This window comes from Paenibacillus cymbidii, from assembly GCF_004764705.1.
Lineage (GTDB): Bacteria > Bacillota > Bacilli > Paenibacillales > NBRC-103111 > Paenibacillus_AN > Paenibacillus_AN cymbidii.
Genome location: NZ_SHLX01000027.1, coordinates 29,326 through 49,192, shown reverse-complemented (window position 1 = coordinate 49,192; position 19,867 = coordinate 29,326). Strand labels below are relative to the sequence as shown.

At 60.7% G+C, this 19,867-nt stretch carries 14 protein-coding genes; 3 read left to right on the top strand and 11 right to left on the bottom strand.

The features are described 5' to 3' along the window. Positions 1-95: 95 nt before the first annotated feature. Positions 96-1,736: a beta-galactosidase gene (locus EXY20_RS28780; protein WP_167859598.1), complete on the top strand. Its 1,641-nt coding sequence runs from the start codon at positions 96-98 to the stop codon at positions 1,734-1,736. A gap of 10 nt (positions 1,737-1,746) precedes the next feature. Here the strand turns inward: EXY20_RS28780 and EXY20_RS28775 are convergent, their stop codons facing one another. The 5 genes from EXY20_RS28775 to EXY20_RS28755 all read right to left on the bottom strand — a co-directional run bounded on the left by EXY20_RS28775 (position 1,747) and on the right by EXY20_RS28755 (position 8,612). Beyond that, the gene (locus tag EXY20_RS28775; protein WP_235886239.1) at positions 1,747-2,628 is read right to left on the bottom strand and encodes a carbohydrate ABC transporter permease; all 882 of its coding nucleotides are present in this window, start codon (positions 2,626-2,628) and stop codon (positions 1,747-1,749) included. A 16-nt stretch (positions 2,629-2,644) separates the two neighbouring features. Further along, entirely contained in the window at positions 2,645-3,544 is a 900-nt protein-coding gene (locus EXY20_RS28770) for a carbohydrate ABC transporter permease (protein ID WP_135555704.1), read from the bottom strand. A 195-nt stretch (positions 3,545-3,739) separates the two neighbouring features. After that, positions 3,740-5,122 carry an ABC transporter substrate-binding protein gene (locus tag EXY20_RS28765; RefSeq protein ID WP_167859597.1) on the bottom strand — a complete coding sequence of 461 codons (1,383 nt, stop codon included), beginning with the start codon at positions 5,120-5,122 and terminating at the stop codon, positions 3,740-3,742. Positions 5,123-5,236: 114 nt separating this feature from the next. After that, positions 5,237-6,856, bottom strand: coding sequence for a response regulator (locus EXY20_RS28760; protein ID WP_135555701.1), 1,620 nt, complete (start codon positions 6,854-6,856; stop codon positions 5,237-5,239). Further along, positions 6,834-8,612 (bottom strand): cache domain-containing sensor histidine kinase, encoded by a 1,779-nt coding sequence (locus EXY20_RS28755; protein WP_135555698.1) that lies wholly within the window; start codon positions 8,610-8,612, stop codon positions 6,834-6,836. The genes EXY20_RS28760 and EXY20_RS28755 overlap by 23 nt, the downstream gene beginning before the upstream one ends. Before the next feature lie 241 nt (positions 8,613-8,853). Between EXY20_RS28755 and EXY20_RS28750 the strand changes: the two genes are divergently transcribed. Beyond that, positions 8,854-10,917 carry an alpha/beta hydrolase family protein gene (locus EXY20_RS28750; protein ID WP_135555697.1) on the top strand — a complete coding sequence of 688 codons (2,064 nt, stop codon included), beginning with the start codon at positions 8,854-8,856 and terminating at the stop codon, positions 10,915-10,917. 939 nt (positions 10,918-11,856) lie between these two features. Here EXY20_RS28750 and EXY20_RS28745 read toward each other — a convergent pair. The 6 genes from EXY20_RS28745 to EXY20_RS28715 form a co-directional block, all read right to left on the bottom strand. Continuing rightward, complete coding sequence (locus EXY20_RS28745) at positions 11,857-12,720, bottom strand: AraC family transcriptional regulator (RefSeq protein WP_135555695.1); 864 nt, start codon at positions 12,718-12,720, stop codon at positions 11,857-11,859. A 92-nt stretch (positions 12,721-12,812) separates the two neighbouring features. After that, positions 12,813-13,598, bottom strand: a complete 786-nt coding sequence (locus EXY20_RS28740) for a phytanoyl-CoA dioxygenase family protein (RefSeq protein WP_167859596.1) — start codon at positions 13,596-13,598, stop codon at positions 12,813-12,815. Positions 13,599-13,894: 296 nt separating this feature from the next. Continuing rightward, positions 13,895-15,094: a Ger(x)C family spore germination protein gene (locus EXY20_RS28730; RefSeq protein WP_135555690.1), complete on the bottom strand. Its 1,200-nt coding sequence runs from the start codon at positions 15,092-15,094 to the stop codon at positions 13,895-13,897. After that, a complete protein-coding gene (locus EXY20_RS28725) occupies positions 15,087-16,190 on the bottom strand; it encodes a GerAB/ArcD/ProY family transporter (protein WP_135555688.1) in 1,104 nt (367 codons plus the stop codon). Before EXY20_RS28725 ends, EXY20_RS28730 begins: the two co-directional genes overlap by 8 nt. Before the next feature lie 18 nt (positions 16,191-16,208). Further along, positions 16,209-17,768 carry a spore germination protein gene (locus EXY20_RS28720; RefSeq protein ID WP_135555686.1) on the bottom strand — a complete coding sequence of 520 codons (1,560 nt, stop codon included), beginning with the start codon at positions 17,766-17,768 and terminating at the stop codon, positions 16,209-16,211. A 120-nt stretch (positions 17,769-17,888) separates the two neighbouring features. Then, entirely contained in the window at positions 17,889-18,824 is a 936-nt protein-coding gene (locus tag EXY20_RS28715) for an AraC family transcriptional regulator (RefSeq protein WP_135555685.1), read from the bottom strand. Between the two features lie 81 nt (positions 18,825-18,905). Between EXY20_RS28715 and EXY20_RS28710 the strand changes: the two genes are divergently transcribed. After that, positions 18,906-19,697 carry a phytanoyl-CoA dioxygenase family protein gene (locus EXY20_RS28710; protein ID WP_135555684.1) on the top strand — a complete coding sequence of 264 codons (792 nt, stop codon included), beginning with the start codon at positions 18,906-18,908 and terminating at the stop codon, positions 19,695-19,697. Positions 19,698-19,867: the final 170 nt, after the last annotated feature.

Genomic DNA, 19,867 nt, shown 5'->3' with positions numbered 1-19,867 from the left:
GAAAAAGTGATATAGGCAGCGCCCGACCCGGCCTTCATACTGAAGCAAGAGGCGGCCCGTCCGGCCGCCATCGTCAGGAAAGCGAGCGATGCAGCATGAAGCTTGGCGTTGCCTATTACCCGGAGCATCATCGTCCCGAACAGTGGAGCGCCGATCTGGCGCTGATGAAACAAGCCGGCATCGAACGCATACGGATTGCCGAATTTGCCTGGTCGCGGCTGGAACCGGCCGAAGGGGATTTTCGCTGGGAGTGGCTGGACCGGTTCGTCGCGTTGGCCGCGGAATACGGGTTGGCGATTATTTTGTGCACGCCGACAGCGTGTCCGCCGATTTGGCTGGTGGAAGCGTATCCGGAGGTGATCCCCGTCGACGACGAAGGCAGGCGCAACGTGTTCGGCGCCCGGCAGCACCGCTGCTACAACACGCCGGCTTATTTGGCTTATTCGCTGCGCATTGTCGAGGAGATGGCGGTGCGTTACGGCGGCAACCCGAACGTCGTCGCCTGGCAAATCGACAACGAATTCGGCGGCGAGCAGAAGCGGTGTTATTGTGACAACTGCCGGAAGGCGTTTCAAGCTTATCTGAAGTCCGTCTATCCGAGCATTCGCGAGTTGAACGAGCGTTGGGGCAACTTCTTCTGGTCGCTCGACTACCAGCGCTTCGATCAAATCGGTCCGCCGCTGAAATACAAAGCCGATCTGTGGCTGAAGAACAGCCCCAGCATCGAAATGGAATACTCGCGCTTCTCGTCGCAGGCGATCGTTGCGTTCTGCCGCGAGCAAGCGGCGCTCATCCGCGAGCATAGCCCGGGGCGACCGGTGACGACGAACCGGTTCCCGCTCAATTGGGGCGACAACGTGCACTGGCCCGAGCTGGTGCGCGATCTGGACGCGGCGGGCATGGACCTGTACAGCGAGAGCCTGCACGAAATCGGCTTCTACGCCGATTTTAACGACAGCTTGAAGCCGGGCCGCTCGTGGTTCATGGAATACGGCCCGAACGTGGCCAATTTGTCCGACGGCATGGAACAGGTGAGGGGACGCGGGTGCGAGTGGTTTACGATTTTCAAATTCAAGCCGTTTCCGTTCGGTCAGGAGCAGAGCTTGCAGGAAATGCTGACGCTGTCGGGCGAACCGACGGCCAGCTACCGCAGCATCGCGGATTGGGCCGCCGGACGCGACGCCGCGGGAGCCCCGGCAGCCGGAGCGGCGTCGGAGCGATTCGCTTTTTCCGGCGTCGGCATCGTGTTTCATTTTGAAAGCTCATGGGCCTATACGATCTCGCGCTGGGGCCGGCAAATTACGGACCGGCTGCATTATCCGAACTACGTCATCGACGTCGTGTACCGCAGCTTGTTCCGGCCGGACCGCTCGCACCGAATCGTCACCGACCCCGGCGGGCTGGAAGGGATGCATACCGTCGTCGTACCGCTGCATATCGTACACGACCCCGCGCTGGAGCAGGCGTTGCTGACATTTGCAAACGGCGGCGGCCGGGTGCTCGTCACGTCGGACTTGTTCCAGAAAAACGCCGACAACGTGTACTTGACACGAATGCCGGCGTTTTATACGGAAGTGTTCGGCATGACTTCCTTCTGCGCGGAACCGAAGGGGGCAGACGCGGTCGTTCGCCGCGCCGCGTACGGGTCTGGCGAAGTGGTCATGCTGCACAAGGACGCCGGCCTGGCGGACTGGCGAGCCGCCGCGGCTGAATGGGGAATGGCCGGGGCGGAATGATGGGGCGCGCCTATCCCTTGAGGCCCGAGGAGGCGATGCCTTCCACGAACCAGCGCTGGCAGACGATGACAACGATCAGCAGCGGCACGAAGCTGGACACGGACGCCGCCATCGACAGCACGTAGTTGACGCCCGCCTCCTCGACGAAGGTGGTGAGGCCGAGCGGGATCGTAAACAGCTGCTTGTCGCGCAAGTAAATGAGCGGCCCTTCGTATTCGTTCCAGTGCCAGGTGAACGTCAGGATGAGCAGCGTCACGAGCGCCGGTTTGGTCAGCGGCAAGCTGATCTGCCAGAACATGCGCCAGAAGCCGGCGCCGTCGACGCGCGCCGCTTCCAGCAGCTCGCCCGGCAGCGTGCTGATGAACTGCCGCATCAGGAACGTGCCGAACACGGTAAACATGCCGGGCAGGATGAGCGACCAGTGGGTATTGATCAGGTGCATGTTGTCGAACAGGATGAACCGCGGCAGCAGCAGCACCTGGCCGGGAATCATCATCGTCGACAGGTAGATCAGGAACAGCGCTTCGCGGCCCTTGAACCGCAGCTTGGCGAAGGCGAAGCCGGCCATGGCGCTCGTCAGCAGGTTGCCGAAGACGGTAATGAACGTGATTTTGAACGAGTTGAGGTAGTAGATGTAGAACCCGTCTTTGCCCGCCCATACTTTGCGGTAATTTTCCCAATGCCACTTGTTCGGAATCCACTCGATCGGATACTTGAACACTTCCCCGTTGATCTTGAACGAGGTGGAGAGCATCCACAGGAACGGCACGATCATCAGCAGCGCGAACACCGCGAGCAGAAGCGTGACGAGCACCCGGCCCGCGACGCGCCAGGCGTCTTTTTTGCGGGCAACGGGTCTTGCCGGTAAATGGGTTGTCATAGCTGGCTGCATGCCGCTCGCCTCCCGCCTAGAAATGATTTTGCCAGCGCTTCTGGCTTTGCCACTGAATGATCGTCACGACGAAGATGATGGCGAACAGCACCCAGGACATGGCGGCCGCGTAGCCCATCTTGTAGAAGCGGAACGCTTGCAGGTAAATGTGATACGACAGCACCATCGACGAATCGATCGGCCCGCCCTGGGACATGATCGCCACGGGCGCAAACACCTGGAACGACCAGATCAGCTGGGTGACCAGGATGAGGAATGTCGTCGGCGTCAGCATCGGGATCGTAATTTGCAGCAGCTGGCGCGCCTTGGAGGCGCCGTCGATTTCCGACGCTTCGTACAGATCCTTCGAGATGCCTTGCAAACCGGCCAGATAAATGACCATCGTGTAGCCGATCGTCATCCACACCGACATGATGATGATCGCGTACATCGACGAATGCGGGCTCGCCAGCCAGCCCGGCGGGTGTGCGATGCCGATGCTGCGCAGGAAAGCGTTGATCGGGCCCGAGGTCGAGTTGTACAAAATGCTCCAGATGACCGATACGGCGGCCAGGCTGCTCATGTACGGAAGAAAAATGAGCGTGCGCAGCGTGTTTTTGAAATACACGTATTTGTTCATCACTACCGCGAGCAGCAGGCCGATCACCATCGAGGCCGGCACGCTGATCGCCGTGAAGAGCAGGTTGTGCTGCAGCGATTTCGTAAACTTCGGATCGTCGGCCAGCGCCCGGAAGTTGTCGAGTCCGACCCACTTGATGCCGGCGAACCCTTTCAGATACTCCCAATCGACGAACACCAGATATAGGCTGAACAGGATCGGCAGCAAGACGAAAAGGAGATAGCCCGCAAAATTGGGCAGGATGAACAAATAGCCGGCCAGTTGTTCGCGAAATTTCGCATTGTGCCAAAGCTTCATAGGCTCGGTCTCCTTCGGGGCGGATTTCTCCCTCTACTGTAGCAAGCCCGGGCCTCGCCGCAGAATGGATGCAGGTTGAAGGTTTCTGTATTTTTATTGACAGGTAAGGGCGGACAAGATCCGTCGGCGCAAAAAACCTCCGGTCCCGCCTGTGTTGGCGGTGCCGGAGGTTTCTTCATCAGCCGCATGCGCGGCTTATTTCTTCGCGGATTTGATCGTGCTGTCGCCGCGCGATTTGAGGTTCTCCATCGTTTTGTCGATGTTCTGCGAGCCGAGCAAATATTTCTCCATCTCTTCCTTGTACACTTGGGTCAGTTCGGTCGGCACCGGCACGTTGTAGGAGGTCGGGTACGTATAGTTGCCGGACAGCACGGCTTGCAGCGAAGTCTTGTCGATCAGCTTGTCGGCGTCGCCGATCAGCATTTGGGCAATTTTCGCCTGGTCGGCCTTCTTGTTCGTAGGAATGCGGCCGCCCGGCACCATGCTCATGTTGCCTTCCTTCAGGTACCAATCCATGAATTTCATCGCGGCTTCCTTGTTGGCGCTGTTCTTGTTGATCGACATGAAGTCGCCCATGCCGCCGCCGAGGTTGACGTTGTTGCCGTCTTTCATTTGCGGCACCGGAGCGAACACGACCTGGAAGTCATGCGGGAAGTTCGCCGTATCCTTGATATAGCGGATCAGATAGATCGCCGAAACGACCATCGCCGCCTTGTCGGTCAGCAGCTCGTTCTGGTACGTCAGCTTGCCGGCGACCGCTTCCGCACGCTTCACCATGTTGCCGCCGTCTTCGAGCGACTTCTGCAGCTCAAGGCCTTTCTTCAGCGCTGCGCTGTTGAAGTTCGACGTGCCGTCGGCTGCGAGATAAGAGTCGATCGGCTTGTCGGAAGCGAGCAATTCCTCGCCGAAGTTGCCGAGCGCCGGGTCGTGCATCGTGCCTTTGCGCGCGCCTTTCGTCAGCTTCTTGGCCATCGCGGCGAAATCGTCCCACGTCCAGGAGGTCGGCAGCTTCTCGCCGGCTTCGTCCAGCGCTTTCTTGTTGATCAGGACGGCGCCGACGTTCTTGTTGGCCGGCAAGTAATAATATTTGCCGTCCGGGAATTTTTTGATGTTGGCGGCGCCGATGATGCCTTCGACGTCGAAGCCTTGTTTGGCGATCAGGTCGTCCAGCGGGATGGCCATGCCGGCCTGCACCCGTTTGGTCATGTACGCGTCGCCGTAAGTCATGAAGATGTCGGGAGAGTCCTGGTTGGAGAGCAGCGCCGTATCCAGCTTCAGGTTGCCCGCCTCGTCGTTGACGTAGCGCGTATATTCGACCTTGATGTTCGGATTCGCTTTATTCCAGTTGTCTACCGCTTCTTGCGGTCCGCTCTCCGGCGGCACGCCGCCCCAGAACTTGAGCGTGACCGGTTTGTCCGCCGGCTTCGAAGCGTCGGACGGTTTGGCCGATGCGGCCGACGATGGCGAGGTCGATGCCGAAGCGGCCGGCTTGTTGTCGTCCTTGGACCCGCCGCAGCCGCTCAAAATCATCGAAGCGGCCAGCACGGCCCCGGTTGCGGTAACCAATGTGCGTTTCATGTGTCCATCCCCTTTATTGGCTCGTAGTAGATGCAATCCTGCTCCGGTTGCGCCGGGCAAGATCACTTTCATCTTAGGCGATCGATAAGGGAAGTGAGAACGGCGCCATCTTGGTTAATTCTGCACGATTCTTTGCGATTGCAGCTTGCCGAGCACGAGTTTGCGGTACTCCGTCGGGTACATGCCTTCCAATTGTTTAAAACTTCTGGAGAAATGATTCGGATCCGCATACCCGACCCGCTCCGACACTTCGTATATTTTGATTTCCGGATCGCGGAGCAAGTCGCGCGCCTTCTTCATTCGCATGCGGGTCATCATGTCGGTGATCGTTTCGCCGGTTTCCTTCTTGAACAGGATGCTCAAATAATTTTCCGTAAATCCGACTTCGCCGGCCAGGTCCGACACCTTGAGCGGCAAATGAAGCCGTTCCGCTATCAGCCGCACGACCGTCTGCACCTCGGTGCGCCACTTGTTGCGGCCGTGCTCGCGTTTGTAAGCGAGAAAATTCGGAATCCAGCCGCGGAACCAGTCGTGAATTTCCTCCAGCGTTTCCGCCTGGCGGATCGTCCGGTACGGGTATCGCTCCTCGTGCGGCGGCACGGCGTAAATGTCGGCGCCCTCCGCCTTCAGCGTCCGGGAGAAGGAGTTGACGAGTTGTTTCCACATCTCGCGCACGGCGGCCGGACGAACGTCGCGCCGCTCCTGCAGCTCGCGGACCCAATCGGCCAGCAGCTTCAGGAGGCCCGCTTCGTCGTGCTCCTCGATCAGCCGCTCCAGCGTTTCCTCCTGCCAGGGCTCCGCCGCGGCATCGTCGCAAGCCGGCATCTCCGCCCGGTACGAGACGTGCGCCCCGCCGTCATAGAACAGATGCTCCAGCGCCTCGCGCGCTTCTTCGTAGGCGGCGTTCAGCGTGTATACGCCATGCTGCGGCCGGGAAACGCCGAACACGAGCGACAGCTTCAGGAACGTCTGCACCGCGTGCCGCATTTCCTCCAGCATGTCCGGGTTCGGCTGCTCCTTCAGCAGCGCGAAGCGGCCGTCGTCCAACGTGGCAAGCTCATTGCGGCCGTACTTCTTCAGCAGCTCCGTCAGCACGTTGCCGACGGTAAACTGCAGCAGAAGCTCGCTCTGGAACCGGTTGTTCGCCAGAAGCTGCTCGTATTGCCCGATCTGCACCAGGGCGACGGTCAGGCCCGACGGGAACGGCGCCACCTCGAACTCGGCCAGCCAGTCGTCCGTTTCCCGGCGCGTGGCCGGGCTGAGCAGCAGCTCGCGCAGCCGTTTCTCTTTCACTTCGCGGCCATACCGCGACGCCTTCGAAGCGAGTTCGCTCGCCTCCAGCCGCTTTTCCCGCTCGCCGAGCAGCTTGTCGCGCACGTCGCGCAGCTTGCGCATCAGCTCGGCCGGTTCGATCTCCAGCTTGACGATATATTCCGCGGCGCCCAGCCGCAGCGCCGTCTGCACATAGGAGAAGTCGCTATGGTTGGACAAAATGAACGTTTTCGTATCCGGCCAGCGCTCGTGGATGTGCTTGAGCAGCTCCAGGCCGTCCATGTCCGGCATGCGAATGTCGGTCAGCACGATGTCGCACGGCGTTTGCTCCAGAATGGCGAGCGCTTCAACGCCGCTGGACGCTTCGCCGACGATTTCGAACTCGTCGCCGCCCATCGGAATAATCGTTTTGAGGCCGATGCGGACCAGAATTTCATCGTCAACGATGAGCAAGCGCAGCATCTTCCGTCACTCTCCTTCGGTAAGGGAACGTTACGGTGACCCGCACGCCTTCCCCTTCTTGGCTGGCGATCGCCACGCCGCTGCCGGGACCGAATTCCAGCCGGATCCGGTCGTTGACGTTGCGAATGCCGATACCGCTGAACTTGGCGTGCGGCTGATCCATCCGCGCTTCTACGCTGCGGATCGTTTCTTCGTTCATGCCGACACCGTCGTCTTGAATGTCGAGCTGCAAATCGGGCCCATGCAGCCGCGCGCCGATTGCGATATGCAGCGGAAACCGGTTGCCGTGGATGATGCTGTTCTCGACGATCGGCTGCAGCGTAAACTTGACGATTTCCGCGTCCAGCAGCTCCTCCGGCACATCGGTCGTCACGGCGATATTGTCGTGGTAACGGATTTCCTGCAGCGCCAGATACACGTTCAAATATTCGAGCTCGTCGCGCAGCGTCACGATTTCCTCCTGCTGGCGCATCGTGTAGTTCAGCAGCTTGCCGAGCTTGGTAATCATTTCGCTGACATGCTCCGCGCCGGACAAAATCGCCATCCATTTGATCGAGTTCATCGTGTTGAGCAAAAAGTGCGGGTTGATCTGCGCCTGAAGCGCCTGGAACTGCGCCTTTTGCTTGCGCTGCTGCTCTTCGGACAGGTTGGCGACGAGCTCCTGGAGCTGCTTCGTCATTTTGTTGAAATTGCGGCCGAGCATCGCCATTTCGCCGCTGCCGCGCACAGCGACTTCCGTCTGCAGCTCGCCTTTGCCGACGCGGTTCATCGATTTCACGAGCCGTTTTATCGGTTTCGTGAACTGGAACGTCAAGCCGACGAAGGCGATGGCGAACAGCGAAAACCAGAGCAGCACGAGCAGCGTCGACTTGTTGCGCTCCGCCGCCAGCTGGGTGCCGAACGACTTGCGATCGACCAGCTGTACGAGCGACCAGCCGGTGACGGGGATGTTCGTCGTGTTGACCATGTAGGGCTCGCGATCGATTGTGACGCGGCCGATGCCGCTGCGATCCGTATGCATCGCATGCATCGCGGCGGAGGCGCTGCCGATCAGGCCGGCGTCGCCGAGCAGCGGCTTGTCGCCGTTCATCAGCACGATGTGCGTGCCGGCGTCGGCCTGCTGCTGCAGCTCCTTGTCCGTGTAGAAGAAGGTGCTGATCGGCACGCCGATCCATACCGTGCCGTCGCCGTTAAGCCGGTACATGTTGAGCAGACGGGTCATGACGAGCAGCGGTTCGCTCGAAAGGTCGGGCGCCTGGAACGGCACGTTCCAGTTCGGCGATCCTTGCAGCGAGATGGTGCGTTCGTACCAGTCTTCCTTCTGCAGCGCGGCGTAGTCGGTTTTGACCGTGTGCGCCCAGGTGGAATGCATGTAGCCGCGAAAATCGTACAGCGCCACATAGGCGTTGCTCCCGGGCAGCAGCTGGCTGATGCTGTCGAGCTTGTTCAGCAGAATGCCGTAGTTGTAGAACGAATTGTATTCTTCCGTCCAGTCCGTCGTTTCGCGCAAAAATTTGGCGATTTCGGAGTCGTTGCGCAGCCAGTTCGACGACTTGAGCATGTTCGAGAACGTTTCGTTCATCGTGGCGGCTTTGCGCTCGAGCGCCGTTTGGTTGGACTGGTACAGCTGCTTCTCGAAAATTTGCTGCGACGACGAATAAAACCGGAACACAATGACGAGTACCGGCACGATGATGAGCAAAACGAGCGAAACGATAATTTTGCTGCGCAGCGAGACGAACCATCTGGCCGGCATCGCAGAGGCCCCTTTCTGCTCGAGGCGGATGTTTGACTACCATCGTAGCCGATTTTGAAAGCGGTGTCCATTGGGCGGTCCTGGCAGCGCCGGCGCCGCCATCGGAGTGAAAAACGAACAAGAGAAGAAGGAATTGAACTTGTACGGCCGCGGAAGCCCGCTATAATGGGGGTAAACAAAAAGCGGGGAGGGCCGGCCATTATGGCGTCCCGGCCCGCAAGAGGAAGGAAATGGTTTCAACATGACGATGACAGAACGCAATCTTGGCAAACAAGTGCAAGAGGAAATCATAGCGATTTGCCGGCGCGCATTGGCAGAGGGTGCGGCGCGGCGCGAAGGAGCGGCGGATTCGGCGCAGTGGCTGGCGCTTCGCGAGCGGATGCTTGCGGTCGTCAAGGAAGCGTTTCCCGCGGACTTGTTCCGCCGGGACCGGCCGCTGCATGCGCGGGTCGTTTCGCGCCATGAGTTCGAACATTTTCGCGTGGAAAATGTGCTGTTCGAATCGCTGCCTGGCTGGGAAGTAAACGCCAGCGTTTATTTGCCCAAGGAGCCGGGGCATTATCCCGGCGTCGTCTGCCCGACCGGCCATTCGGCCAAAACCCGCCCCTCTTACCAGACGGCGGCGCAAACGTTCGCCCGCAACGGGTATGCGGCCGTTTCGTTCGACCCTCCGGGCTGCACCGGCGAAATCCAGACGTGCAACGATCACTTTACGAACGGGCTGATCGGCTATTTGACCGGGTATTGGAGCCAGACGCATTTTGTCGTCGATGCGCTGCGGTGCATGGACTACCTCGAAACGCGCGACGATATCGACAGCTCTGCCGGATTTGCGATGACCGGCGTGTCGGGCGGCGGGCTGACGACGATTTTTGCCGCGATGCTGGACGAACGGGTCAAGGTCAGCGCGCCGGTGTGCTGTCTGTCGGAGCATGAAGGCATCCATCTGACCGATTTGTACACGAGTTGCCCGGAGCAGTTTGGCTACGGCTATATTCGCGAAGGGATCGATTACGCCGATTATTTGGCGATCGCCGCCCCGACGCCGACGCTGGTCGTAGCGGGCAAACACGACGAAGTGTTCGACTACCGGTTGGTCGAACGGCTATACGCGCAGACGAAACGAATCTTCGGCTTGCTCGGCGACGAGGAGCGCTGCGGGCTGTTTATCGACGAGCAGAGCGGCCACGAATATTCGGTGGCGATGGCGGGTCGGGTCGTCGAATGGATGAACCGTTACCTGCTGGGCGAGTCGCGCGAAGCATTGCCGCTGACGGCGGCGGACATCGTTGCGATTCCCGAGGAGCAGCTGCACTGCCATCCTTCGCAGGAAACGAACATGTTCACGATCAACCGCGACGCGGCACGGCAGCTCGAAGCCGAACGCGAGCTGCCGCAAGCGGCGGACGAGCGGCTTGCCCGTCTGCGGCAGGCGGCCGCTTCGCTGCTCGGGGTGGCGCCGGATGCGCCGGCGTTTTATCGCGCGACGGAGCAGGAAGCGCCGCCGGTCCGCTGGGTGCATGAGCTGGCCGAGGTCGATATCGAGCCGGAAGCGGGGCTTCACGTTCCCGGCCTGCTGCTGCGCCGCGCGGCCAGCGACAAACGGCGGCCGGCGCTGCTGTTCATTGACGAGGCCGGCAAGTGGAACTCGCTCCGCCGGGGCGGGCTGGTGACCCGCGCAGGCGGGTTCCTGCAGCGCGAGGAGCCGGCGAACGAGCCGCTTGCGCTCGCCATCGACGCCAGCGGCTTCGGCCGGCTGGAGATGGAGCCGACCTCTTACGATCTGGCGTGGTGGAACGACATCGAGCGCATCGTCACGTACCTGGGGATCGCCGCGGCGCGGCCGGTCATGGGGCTGCGCGTGCGCGATGCCATCGCCGGGCTGCGCTGGCTGCAGCAGCGGGACGACGTCGACCCGGAGCGCCTGATGGTCGGCGGCGCCGGCATCGGCGCGATCGTGGCGCTGCACGCGGCGCTGCTCGTGCCCGAGGTGCGGCGCGTCGTCGCCGTCGACGGCCTCTCGCATTACGGCGCCATGACGGAGCGCTTCCCGTTCTCCTGGCGCCAGAGCGTGACGATCCCGCACGTGCTGAAGCACTACGATTTGCCGGACATCGCGGGCGCTCTTTCCGCCCGGGTGACCGTCATCAACCCGCGCGACGCGGCGAAGGAGCTGGTGCCCGCCGAAACGGCGGAGCGGCTGTACGGCGGCGTTGCGGCGAGCGGCGGCCGCGTTTGCGCCGGCGTATCCGCCGAAGAAGCGGCGCTGGCGGCGGTTGCGGCGATCCGCGCGGATTGGGACTGAGCCGACAGCCTTAGTCCGCCGACATTCCAATGCAGTGCTAAAGTGGTCAACTAAAATGCGTGTTTGCGGGTTATCCCATTGACTCAAGCTGGCGCGGCGGCGAGCGTGCACATATCTCGGTAGCCGTTCGCGTTTGTTGGTTATCCCATTGGCTCAGACAGGTTCGGCGGTGAGTCTATGTGGAGAGGAGGGGAGTGAGGCGCCGGTGGTAAGCTTAAGGATGTGTTTGCCGGGTATCCCCTTGGCTCAAGTTGACGTTTGTGCGTATCGAGTTTGAAGTGTATACCTGAAAGGCGTCCCTGCATCGTAGGGGGCGCTTTTTCTTGAAATGGGATAAAAGCTGCTGATGCTTGAGATTGAGTCAAGGGGATAGCGGACAGAAAGGAAGTTTCGGAGAAGGCCCCTGTTCCAGTCTGAGCGAAGGGGATGGCGGACAGAAGAGGATTCCGGAGAAGACATTTCGGTTAGGTCCGAGTCAAAGGGGAATTAACTGTCAACATCCTTCGTATCTAACGGCATAACGGGAAAACCTCCCGTTATTTTTAGCAAAACCGCCCGTTGGCGCGATTTAACGGGAAAACCTCCCGTTAAAATGGCACCAAATACCGCGATCCGCCCAAATCGCCGAATTTAGCAGGAGATTTTCCTGTTATTTTCGAGAAAAGGGCAAAAATCGTGAAATTAACGGTAGGTTTTCCTGTTATGACGCGATACTCGGCCACTCATGCCCCTAGTCGTCATGTCTGCACCTTCCCCAGTCCCGTTTCCATCGTCTATGTTTCGTGCTGCACCCGCACCGGTCCCCGCGTCTCCGCACCAACAGCCGCGTCCCCACCAGTAGCTATGCCTGCCCTCCCCCCTGCACCAGTTGCCGCGTCCCCCGCCGGCAGTCTCGCCTGCCCCGGTAACCGCGCTACTATGCGGCGGCCCTGCAAACCGCTACTCCGCCCGCAGCCGCGCCGCCGGCACATACACGGCTTGCGCCGAATGCGCGTGCTTGCGGCAAGCGCCGGGCGTCATGCCGTACCGGCGCATGAACTGCCGGCTGAGGTACGCCGCGTCGCCGAGCCCGCACATCAGCGCGATGTGCTCCAGCGTGTGCGGCGTCCGCTCCAGCAGCTGGCGCGCTTTGCGCAGCCGCATGTCGCGCAGCATGTCCATCGCCGTCACGCCGTACACCGCCTGGAACCGCTTGTCAAAATGGTTCGGCGACAAGTGCAGCAGTGCGGCGAGATCGGCGCGCGTCAGCTTCTCGTGCAGCCGCGCCTCCATGAAGCGGACGACGTCGGCGAAACGCTCGTCGACCGTCCACATGCCTTCCAGCGGCGGAACAGCCGCATGGTCGGCGTCCTCGAGCAGTATCGCCAGCAGCTGCATCGTCAACGCCACGGCGGCAAAATCGCCGTAAGCGTTATCGTCCGCCTGTGCCAGGCGGAGCAGCTCCACGAACAGCGCGGAGTACCGGTGCGGGTCGCGCAGCGTGATGACCTGCGGCACCGGATGCAGGCGGAACAGGTCGACGCCGTCGGCGTTGCGTACGTCGAGCGCCATCCAGTGGTGCGTGCCGGGGCCGTCCGCCAGCTCCGAGAAGGGGAGACGGGGAGGGTGGATCATCACGTCTCCGGGCCGTACGCGGATGAAATCGCCGCCGCCGCAATTCGAGCGCACGTCGCCTTGCAGCACGTGGCTGACGATCCATTGCTCGCGCACGGTATCATGCATCGCAAGCGAATCATAACTGGCCTCGTGAATCGTGTACAGCTGCATGCTCCATTGTCCGGCGATGACGCGCCTGCTGCCCATTCTCCCAACCTCCTGATCCTATCCGCGGCAACTCCCGCCGCCGTCGCAGCCTCCCCGGCTTTTATCCGCCGCCACCGTCCCCCGGGGCTATTTCACCGTCCCAGGCGCGGCGTTTGCTCCGGCACTTCCGCCTCGCATTCCTCGCGGCTGATGAACCGCTCGTAAGCCGGCTTGCCGTCCCGCGCGATGACCGGACCGTTCAGGAACACATATCCTTTGTCCGGATTGCGCGCGCCATCGACGGAATACTGAATCACATACGCTTTGCGCGTCGACTGGCTGCGGTTCGGCGTGCTGCGATGGAACAGCAGCGAGTGAAACGCCACCATGCTGCCCTTTTTCAACTCGACCGGGATGCCCGGATCTTCGCCGTCGTAGCAAACCCAGCCGGTGTCGGTGCGGAAATGCTCGACGAAGCCCAGCTTGTGCGAGCCCGGCTGCACCCAGATGCAGCCGTTTTCGATCGTCGCATCCTCGAGCGCCAGCCAGCAGGTCATATAATGCACCGGTTCGGTCGGGACGTAGCCGTTGTCCTGGTGCCACGGAAAGTCACGATCCGTTTCCGGCCGTTTATAAACCGATTGATCCCAATACAACCGGATGTCGGGGCCGAGAACAGCCGTCGTCAGGTCGACGAATTTCGGCTGCGCCACGAATTGCTGCAGCTCCGGGTGCATGAAATTGAGCTTGGCGGTAAAATTGATCTGGTTCGGCCGGCTGATGCCAACGGCGCCTTTCTCGCGAAGCGCCTGCTCCGATTGGGCGTCGAGCTCGTCGATCAGGCCGCGAATCCGGTCGATTTCCTCCGCTCCGAACAATCGGTCGAATACGATGAAGCCTTGCTCGTCATAAGACTGGCGTTGTTCCTGCGTCAGCATGGGGATCGCTCCTTTATCATTGGATGATTTCATCTTCCATACCATCATTATGGATCCAATAAATAAAAGGAACAATGCATCCGTTCCGCATCCTGTTGTCTTATTTACTCGAATGGTCGACAGAAGTTTCGCCAATCGGGGCATCTTCGCTGCGGCTGATGCTGCGGCCGTCTTTTTTCCAGGAAGGATCGCCGGCTTGATGGAGACTGCGATTGATCCGGCTGATAGCCCACGGGATCGCTGCCGACAGGAACGCGCAGAACAATACCGATACCGACGGGAAAAGGGAGATGGCGTTATTCAGCATGGCGTTCCCGGTTGATGTTGCCGTTGTGGCGAAGGATGACACGGATATCGAACGAGCATTCGGCTTTTGGAAACAGTTCGGGTTCCCAGCGGGTGCGAATTTGTTTCCAATAACGGTAGTGCCGCTGGTCGAGGTGCGTGCCTAGGCCGACCGCGTCCGTCTTGCGTGCTTGCAGCGTCCGCATTGTGAGTCGAAGCACTTCGTCGAGTCTCTCCCGGAACCGTTCTTCCATCGCCCGAATGTTCGCTTTTTCGTTCAAATCGACTTGATCGGCCGACTTCTCCACGGCGCCTTCCACGTTGATTCGGAATGTGAACCGGACCGGATCGTCCGTTCCGGCCTTCGGGATGGCGGCCCGTATGGTGCGTTTCGCTCTTTCGATCGACATATCGATGACATCGCCTTTCATCGTCGTTTCGACGATGCCGCCCTGCAGCGTGCCGAGCAGCAAATTCAAGCCCTGGGTCATTTCTCCGGTCAGGAAGCCGACCAGCCGCTGTTCCGTCCCGTTGTAAAGCGCTGCTCCGCCGAATGTACTGTCGTTGCCGAGCTTTTTGATCGACTGCATGGCGAAGCTCTTCTTCTTCAAAAAATATTCATGCACATCGCCGATCCGCGACGGTTTCACCATAAAGCTGCTCGTATGCGTGTTGTAGGTCGTTTGCAGCTGTTCGACCGGCGTTTTTTCGTTGAGCGGGCGGATCGTCAGCGTCTGTTCGGCATTCCCCTGGGAGACGAGCACGTCGACGTCGCGGCGCATTTTGCTGTTGCGCAGGTAGTAGTCGAGCACGTTCGGGAACTCGTTGACTTGCTGCGCCACTTCATCGGAGACAACGATCAGCTTCAAATGTTCGAAATACGGAGGACGGCTCAATTTCAGCGTCATCCGCGCGGCGAGCGACGGCATGGCGTCCTCGGAAGCGCCGATGTTGAAGAAGGCGTTGTCGCCCGTGGTCCCGCCGACGCCCGGCATGTTTTTTAATCCGGCTGGAATGATGATCTGGTAGGTGGCATGATACCGTCCAGGATCGGTATTGACCCGTTCGTCCCGAGTGGCCGGGGTAACGGCGTCGACGGCGATGCCGGTGACGAAGCTGTGCCGGTCGATCTCGATGCGGTCCCAACAGCCGGCGGCGAGCGGCGGCAGCAGGAAGGCGAGCAGCGCGGCGCCGATGCGGCGGCTAATCATGGGCGCGCACCCCGCGCAGCTTGGCGACCAGCAGCAGCAGAACCGGCAGGCAAATGCCAACGGCGATGCCGCCGTAGCTGACCCACTTGCCGAATCGCTCGAAGTCGGCTTCGTCCCGCGGTGTCATGGCGATTATGTATACCAACGGGCTCAGTGCAAGCAGCCAGGCGAAACGCCGTTTGCCAAACAGCGAGCGGCACGTTTCGGCGGCAAGGTCGAGCATCATCGTGGTGGAATTGAAAATCGTCATGATCCAGGTAACGAAGAACAGCGACTCGAACCGCTCGAAAAATTCGCCGGGAATTCGCGCCTCCTTGGCAAGCTCGATCGTCGGGTACTGCACTTCCCGCAGCGCCGGCTGCGAGAAGATGCCAATGCACAGCATGTAAATCAGCAGATACAGGACAACGGGCATGGCAATGCCGATCAGCGTCATCGGCGGCGCCAGCTTCGGCTTGGCCATCATCGCCGTATAGAATAGCACGACCTCCATGCCGAGCAGCGAAAAAACCGTTTGGCCCGCGCCGCTCGCAATCTGCCGCCAACCCGTCACGAAAAACGGCTGCAGGTTGACGAAAAAAAAGTTGTTTTGGCTGAACAGCAGCAGCGCCAGCACGATGAGCAGCACAAGCGGCATGAACAGTACGTTCAGCCGGATCAAGCTGGCCCTTTCGCCTGCCGCCGCATAGAATACGACAAGCAGGAACGACAGCGCCACCACTTCGATAGGCGTTCGTTCGAACAAATATTGCATGGCGATGTTCGCCACCGCTTTGACCTCATACGCGCAGAACAGCAGAAAATAAAGCGCGGTAACGGCGACAACGAGCATCGCGACCGGTTTGGTGACAAGGGCGGAAGCGAACGGGTAGTACGCCGTTCTCCCCATGCGCACGGCGAGTTTGGCCAGCAGCCATCCGGCCGGCAGCGCAAGCAGGCCGGCGAAAGCGATCGACAGCAGGCCGTCCGAGGAAAGCGTGGCGGCGGCGAGCGAACGCGGCAGCGTCAGGATGCCGACGCCGACAATCATCGACATGATCGTAATCGCCATTTCGCTGCCGCTGATCTGGCGGTCGCCGAATTCGAACCGGTTCATGGCGGATGCCTCCTGGCGTCATTTTTGTTGCCGGTCTTTGTCTTGCGGCTGCACCAGATCGGGACGGAGCTTCAGCATCAGCCTAGGCGCCCGCAGGACCGAGTCCTTCCAATCTCGCATCAGCAAGGGGGCGAAAGGGGCGGAGTAGGGAATCCCGAAGCTTTTGAGATTGGCGAAATGGATGTTGAGCACGATGTAGGCGAGAATGACGCCGTACAAGCCGAAGATGCCGGCGGCGAGCATGATGGCGAACCGGACGATGCGCAGCGATATGGCGAACGAGTAGGACGGCAGCGAGAACGAAGCCATCGCCGTAATCGCAACGATGATGACCATAATCGGGCTGACGACGCCGGCGGCGACGGCCGCTTCGCCGATGACGAGCCCGCCGACGATGCCGATCGTCTGGCCGATCGGCTTGGGCAGCCGCAAGCCCGCTTCCCGCAGCAGCTCCAGCGTGCCTTCCATGATGAAGGCCTCGACAACGGCCGGGAACGGCACGCCTTCCCGCGCGCCGGCGATCGAATAGGCGAGCCGCGTCGGAATCATGCCTTGCTGGTATTCCGACAGGGCGATGTAGATCGACGGCAGGAACGTGGCGGCGAATACGGCGACCATGCGCAGCAGCCGGGTCAGCGTCGAAACGAGCCAATGCTGGTAAAAGTCTTCCGACGACTGAATGCACGACGCGAAGGTGATCGGCAAAATAAGCGCAAACGGATCGCCGTCCACCAGGACGGCCAGCCTCCCTTGCATCAGCGCGCCGGTTACCTTGTCCGGACGCTCGGTATTCAGCAGCAGCGGGAACGGGCTCAGGAAGCTGTCGGTGATCCATTGCTCGACATCGCCCGAGCTGGCGACATCGTCGATATCGATCGTGCCGAGCCGGCGCTCCGTTTCGCGGACGAGTTCGGGATTGGCGATGCCGTCGATGTATACGAGCAGCGTGTCTTTGCGCGAACGCCGGCCAAGCCGGAACGGGACGAAACGCAGATGGCGATCGCGGATCCGCCTGCGAATGAACGCCGTATTGGTGCTCAGGTCCTCCGTGAATCCGATGCGGGGGCCGCGAATAAGCGACTCGGTCGGCGGTTCTTCGACGCTGCGCTTCTCCCAGCCGCGGCTGCCGATCAGCAGCGCCGTATCGAGGCCGTCGACGAACAGCGCGGCATCGCCGGACAGCAGCGATTCCAGCGTTTCGTCCAGCGTGACGGAGCGGGCGATTTCGACAGCGCCGAGGCCGCTGTCTTCGATGTCGTCCAGCAGCGCCGCAAGCGGCGGCAGCTGGCGGTTCCGGTACAGCCGCTGCAGGGGCCGCAGCGCCTCGTCGTTCAGCGTACGGCGATCGGCCAGGCCGCCGAGATAAGCGATTGCGGCGGAATAGCCTTCGCCGCCGATGGCAAACTCCCGAATCGTCAAGTCGACCGGTTCGTGCAGCAATTGACGAACCGCCGCGATATTGTCCGCCAGGCCGGTTGCCAAAGGAATAGGCGTGCCGTCTTCTCCGGGCCGCTGTCCGTTCGTTGCGCCGCTTGCGGCGCGGCGCTTCAACAACAGGGACACCCATGATTTGCGCATGCGGCGGCCATCTCCTTCCGAATGTTCCCATCCTCTTCATGGTGTCCAGGAACGGAGACGATTATGAGAAAAACTCCGGTCGAGACTTCTCGGGATGACGGTCGCACGGGACGGAGCCGGTCAGCCGCGATGCTTGCGGCGGAATTGGCCGGGCGGCATCGCCATGTCGCGGGCGAATGTGCGAGTGAAGTAATGCACGGAGGAGAAGCCGGTCGCTTCGGCGACTCCCTTGATCGGCAGGTCCGTCTCCAGCAGCAGCTTGGCTGCCTGCCGGACGCGTTCGCCGCGAATGTAGTCGGTGAAGCTTTCGCGGATGCCGGCGCCGAACAGCCTCGACAGGTGCCGTTCGGATACGTTCAAGTAGGCGGCGACGTCTCCGAGCGACAACGGCTCGCTCAGGTTGTCGCGAACGTACAGCTTGGCCCGGCGCAGCAAGGCGCCGTCCTGGCGCGGGCCGGACGCCGCGCGCCGCTCCCGCTCGCCGAACAGGGCGAGGAAGGACAACAGCAAGGCGCAGGCCGTCGTCGCAACAGCCGCGTCGGGGAGGTTGCCGCGGTCGTCCTCGCGCAGCAGCAGCGATTCCCACAGCAGGGCGGAAGCGGTTCCTCCGCTGTCCGCTGCCAAGACGCGGCCTTTGTCGGCCAATTCGCGCCACGCTTCCAGCAGCCCCTCCTCCGTCGTCGCTTCGTCCGGCTCGAACGCCGCATACAGCAGCGTCAATCCCTTCTTCGTCCGGATCTGGTGCGTGATGCCCGGCCGGGAGCAGAATTGCACGCCTTGTCGCAGTTCGAACTCGACGCCGTCATCCGTATACTCCCCTTCGCCGCCCAATACATAGCAGATTTCAAAAAACGAATGCCGATGCACCGGGTTGCTCTGCAGCCGCGGATTGACGCCCCAATAATGGACCCGGAAGCCGGCGCCGGGCTGGCTCGGCAGCATCGCCAACTCGTGCAGCCGCTTTTCGCTTTCCCTGTAATGATACATGTAGCTTTCGCCCGCTTTCTCGAACGCAGCCATGGCGCCATTGTGCAAAAACTCGTCCGTCCGGAGCAAAGACGCCGCCGCCGATATTACTTATGATTATAAGCATGGAAGCGGTAAAAGCCAATTTTGCGGGACCCGGGAGGAACTGGCATGATTACGCAGAATGACGTCGAATTTTACAAAGAAAACGGCTACTTGCTGGTCAAGGGCGTATTCAATCAGGCGGAAGTCGAGGAAATGCGCGAGGCGGTCGAAAGCATCATCAAGCGCGCCGCCATCGCCAAAAAGGATTCCAACGCGGCGTGGCAAGGCGACTATTTGCCTCCCGAGGAATTGAAGAAGCTGGTGCTGAAAGGGTTTCACGACGTGCACTACCATGACGCCGCGTTCATGCGGGCGATCATTCATCCGAACATGACCGCGGTGCTGACGAAGATCATCGGGCCGAACGTTCACCTGCACCATTCGAAAATGCTGGTCAAACCGCCGGAGAACGGCGCCGCATTCCCTATGCACCAGGATTACCCGTATTTTCCGCATGCGCTGCATACGATGCTGGCCGCCAGCGTCCATCTGGACAAGGCGGACGAAGCGAACGGCTGTCTGCGCGTGATTCCCGGCTCGCACAAGCAGGGAGGGCTGCCGCACGTGGGCGCCCACTATTTGAACCACAAGCAGTATCCGATTTCGGAAGGGCTGCTTTGCCCCGCGGATGCGGGCGACGTGTTGTTCTTCAACTATTTGACCATCCACGGCTCGGATGCGAACCGCAGCGAACGGACGCGCCGCAACGTGCTGTTCCAATACAAGGACCCGGCCGATTTGCCGACGAAAACGACGCATTTCGATTGGGGCATGGGGCTGATGGTGGCCGGACACAATCCGGACTTTGCCAAGGTCAAGCCGGACTTTACGATCCGCCAGCCGGAGCCGACGGCGTAAGCGAAGAAGCGGAACAAACGGGAGATCGAGCAGCAGGCGGGCGCCGGAGGGCGTCCGTCTTTTTTGGCGTATCGGCGTTTGGAAAATAGGCCATGTTTTATTGGTTATTTCGCTAAAAATGGGGGGATGCAAGGAAATAGCCAGTGAAATCGCTGGTTATTTCGAAAAAA

Coding starts and splice junctions, on each gene's coding strand:
- EXY20_RS28770 (WP_135555704.1), bottom strand. CDS start 3,544: ATGAAGCTTTGGCACAATGCGAAATTTCGCGAACAACTGGCCGGCTAT.
- EXY20_RS28745 (WP_135555695.1), bottom strand. CDS start 12,720: ATGGGCAGCAGGCGCGTCATCGCCGGACAATGGAGCATGCAGCTGTAC.
- EXY20_RS28780 (WP_167859598.1), top strand. CDS start 96: ATGAAGCTTGGCGTTGCCTATTACCCGGAGCATCATCGTCCCGAACAG.
- EXY20_RS28755 (WP_135555698.1), bottom strand. CDS start 8,612: ATGCCGGCCAGATGGTTCGTCTCGCTGCGCAGCAAAATTATCGTTTCG.
- EXY20_RS28740 (WP_167859596.1), bottom strand. CDS start 13,598: ATGCTGACGCAGGAACAACGCCAGTCTTATGACGAGCAAGGCTTCATC.
- EXY20_RS28765 (WP_167859597.1), bottom strand. CDS start 5,122: ATGAAACGCACATTGGTTACCGCAACCGGGGCCGTGCTGGCCGCTTCG.
- EXY20_RS28750 (WP_135555697.1), top strand. CDS start 8,854: ATGACGATGACAGAACGCAATCTTGGCAAACAAGTGCAAGAGGAAATC.
- EXY20_RS28775 (WP_235886239.1), bottom strand. CDS start 2,628: ATGCAGCCAGCTATGACAACCCATTTACCGGCAAGACCCGTTGCCCGC.
- EXY20_RS28720 (WP_135555686.1), bottom strand. CDS start 17,768: ATGCGCAAATCATGGGTGTCCCTGTTGTTGAAGCGCCGCGCCGCAAGC.
- EXY20_RS28710 (WP_135555684.1), top strand. CDS start 18,906: ATGATTACGCAGAATGACGTCGAATTTTACAAAGAAAACGGCTACTTG.
- EXY20_RS28760 (WP_135555701.1), bottom strand. CDS start 6,856: ATGCTGCGCTTGCTCATCGTTGACGATGAAATTCTGGTCCGCATCGGC.
- EXY20_RS28730 (WP_135555690.1), bottom strand. CDS start 15,094: ATGATTAGCCGCCGCATCGGCGCCGCGCTGCTCGCCTTCCTGCTGCCG.
- EXY20_RS28725 (WP_135555688.1), bottom strand. CDS start 16,190: ATGAACCGGTTCGAATTCGGCGACCGCCAGATCAGCGGCAGCGAAATG.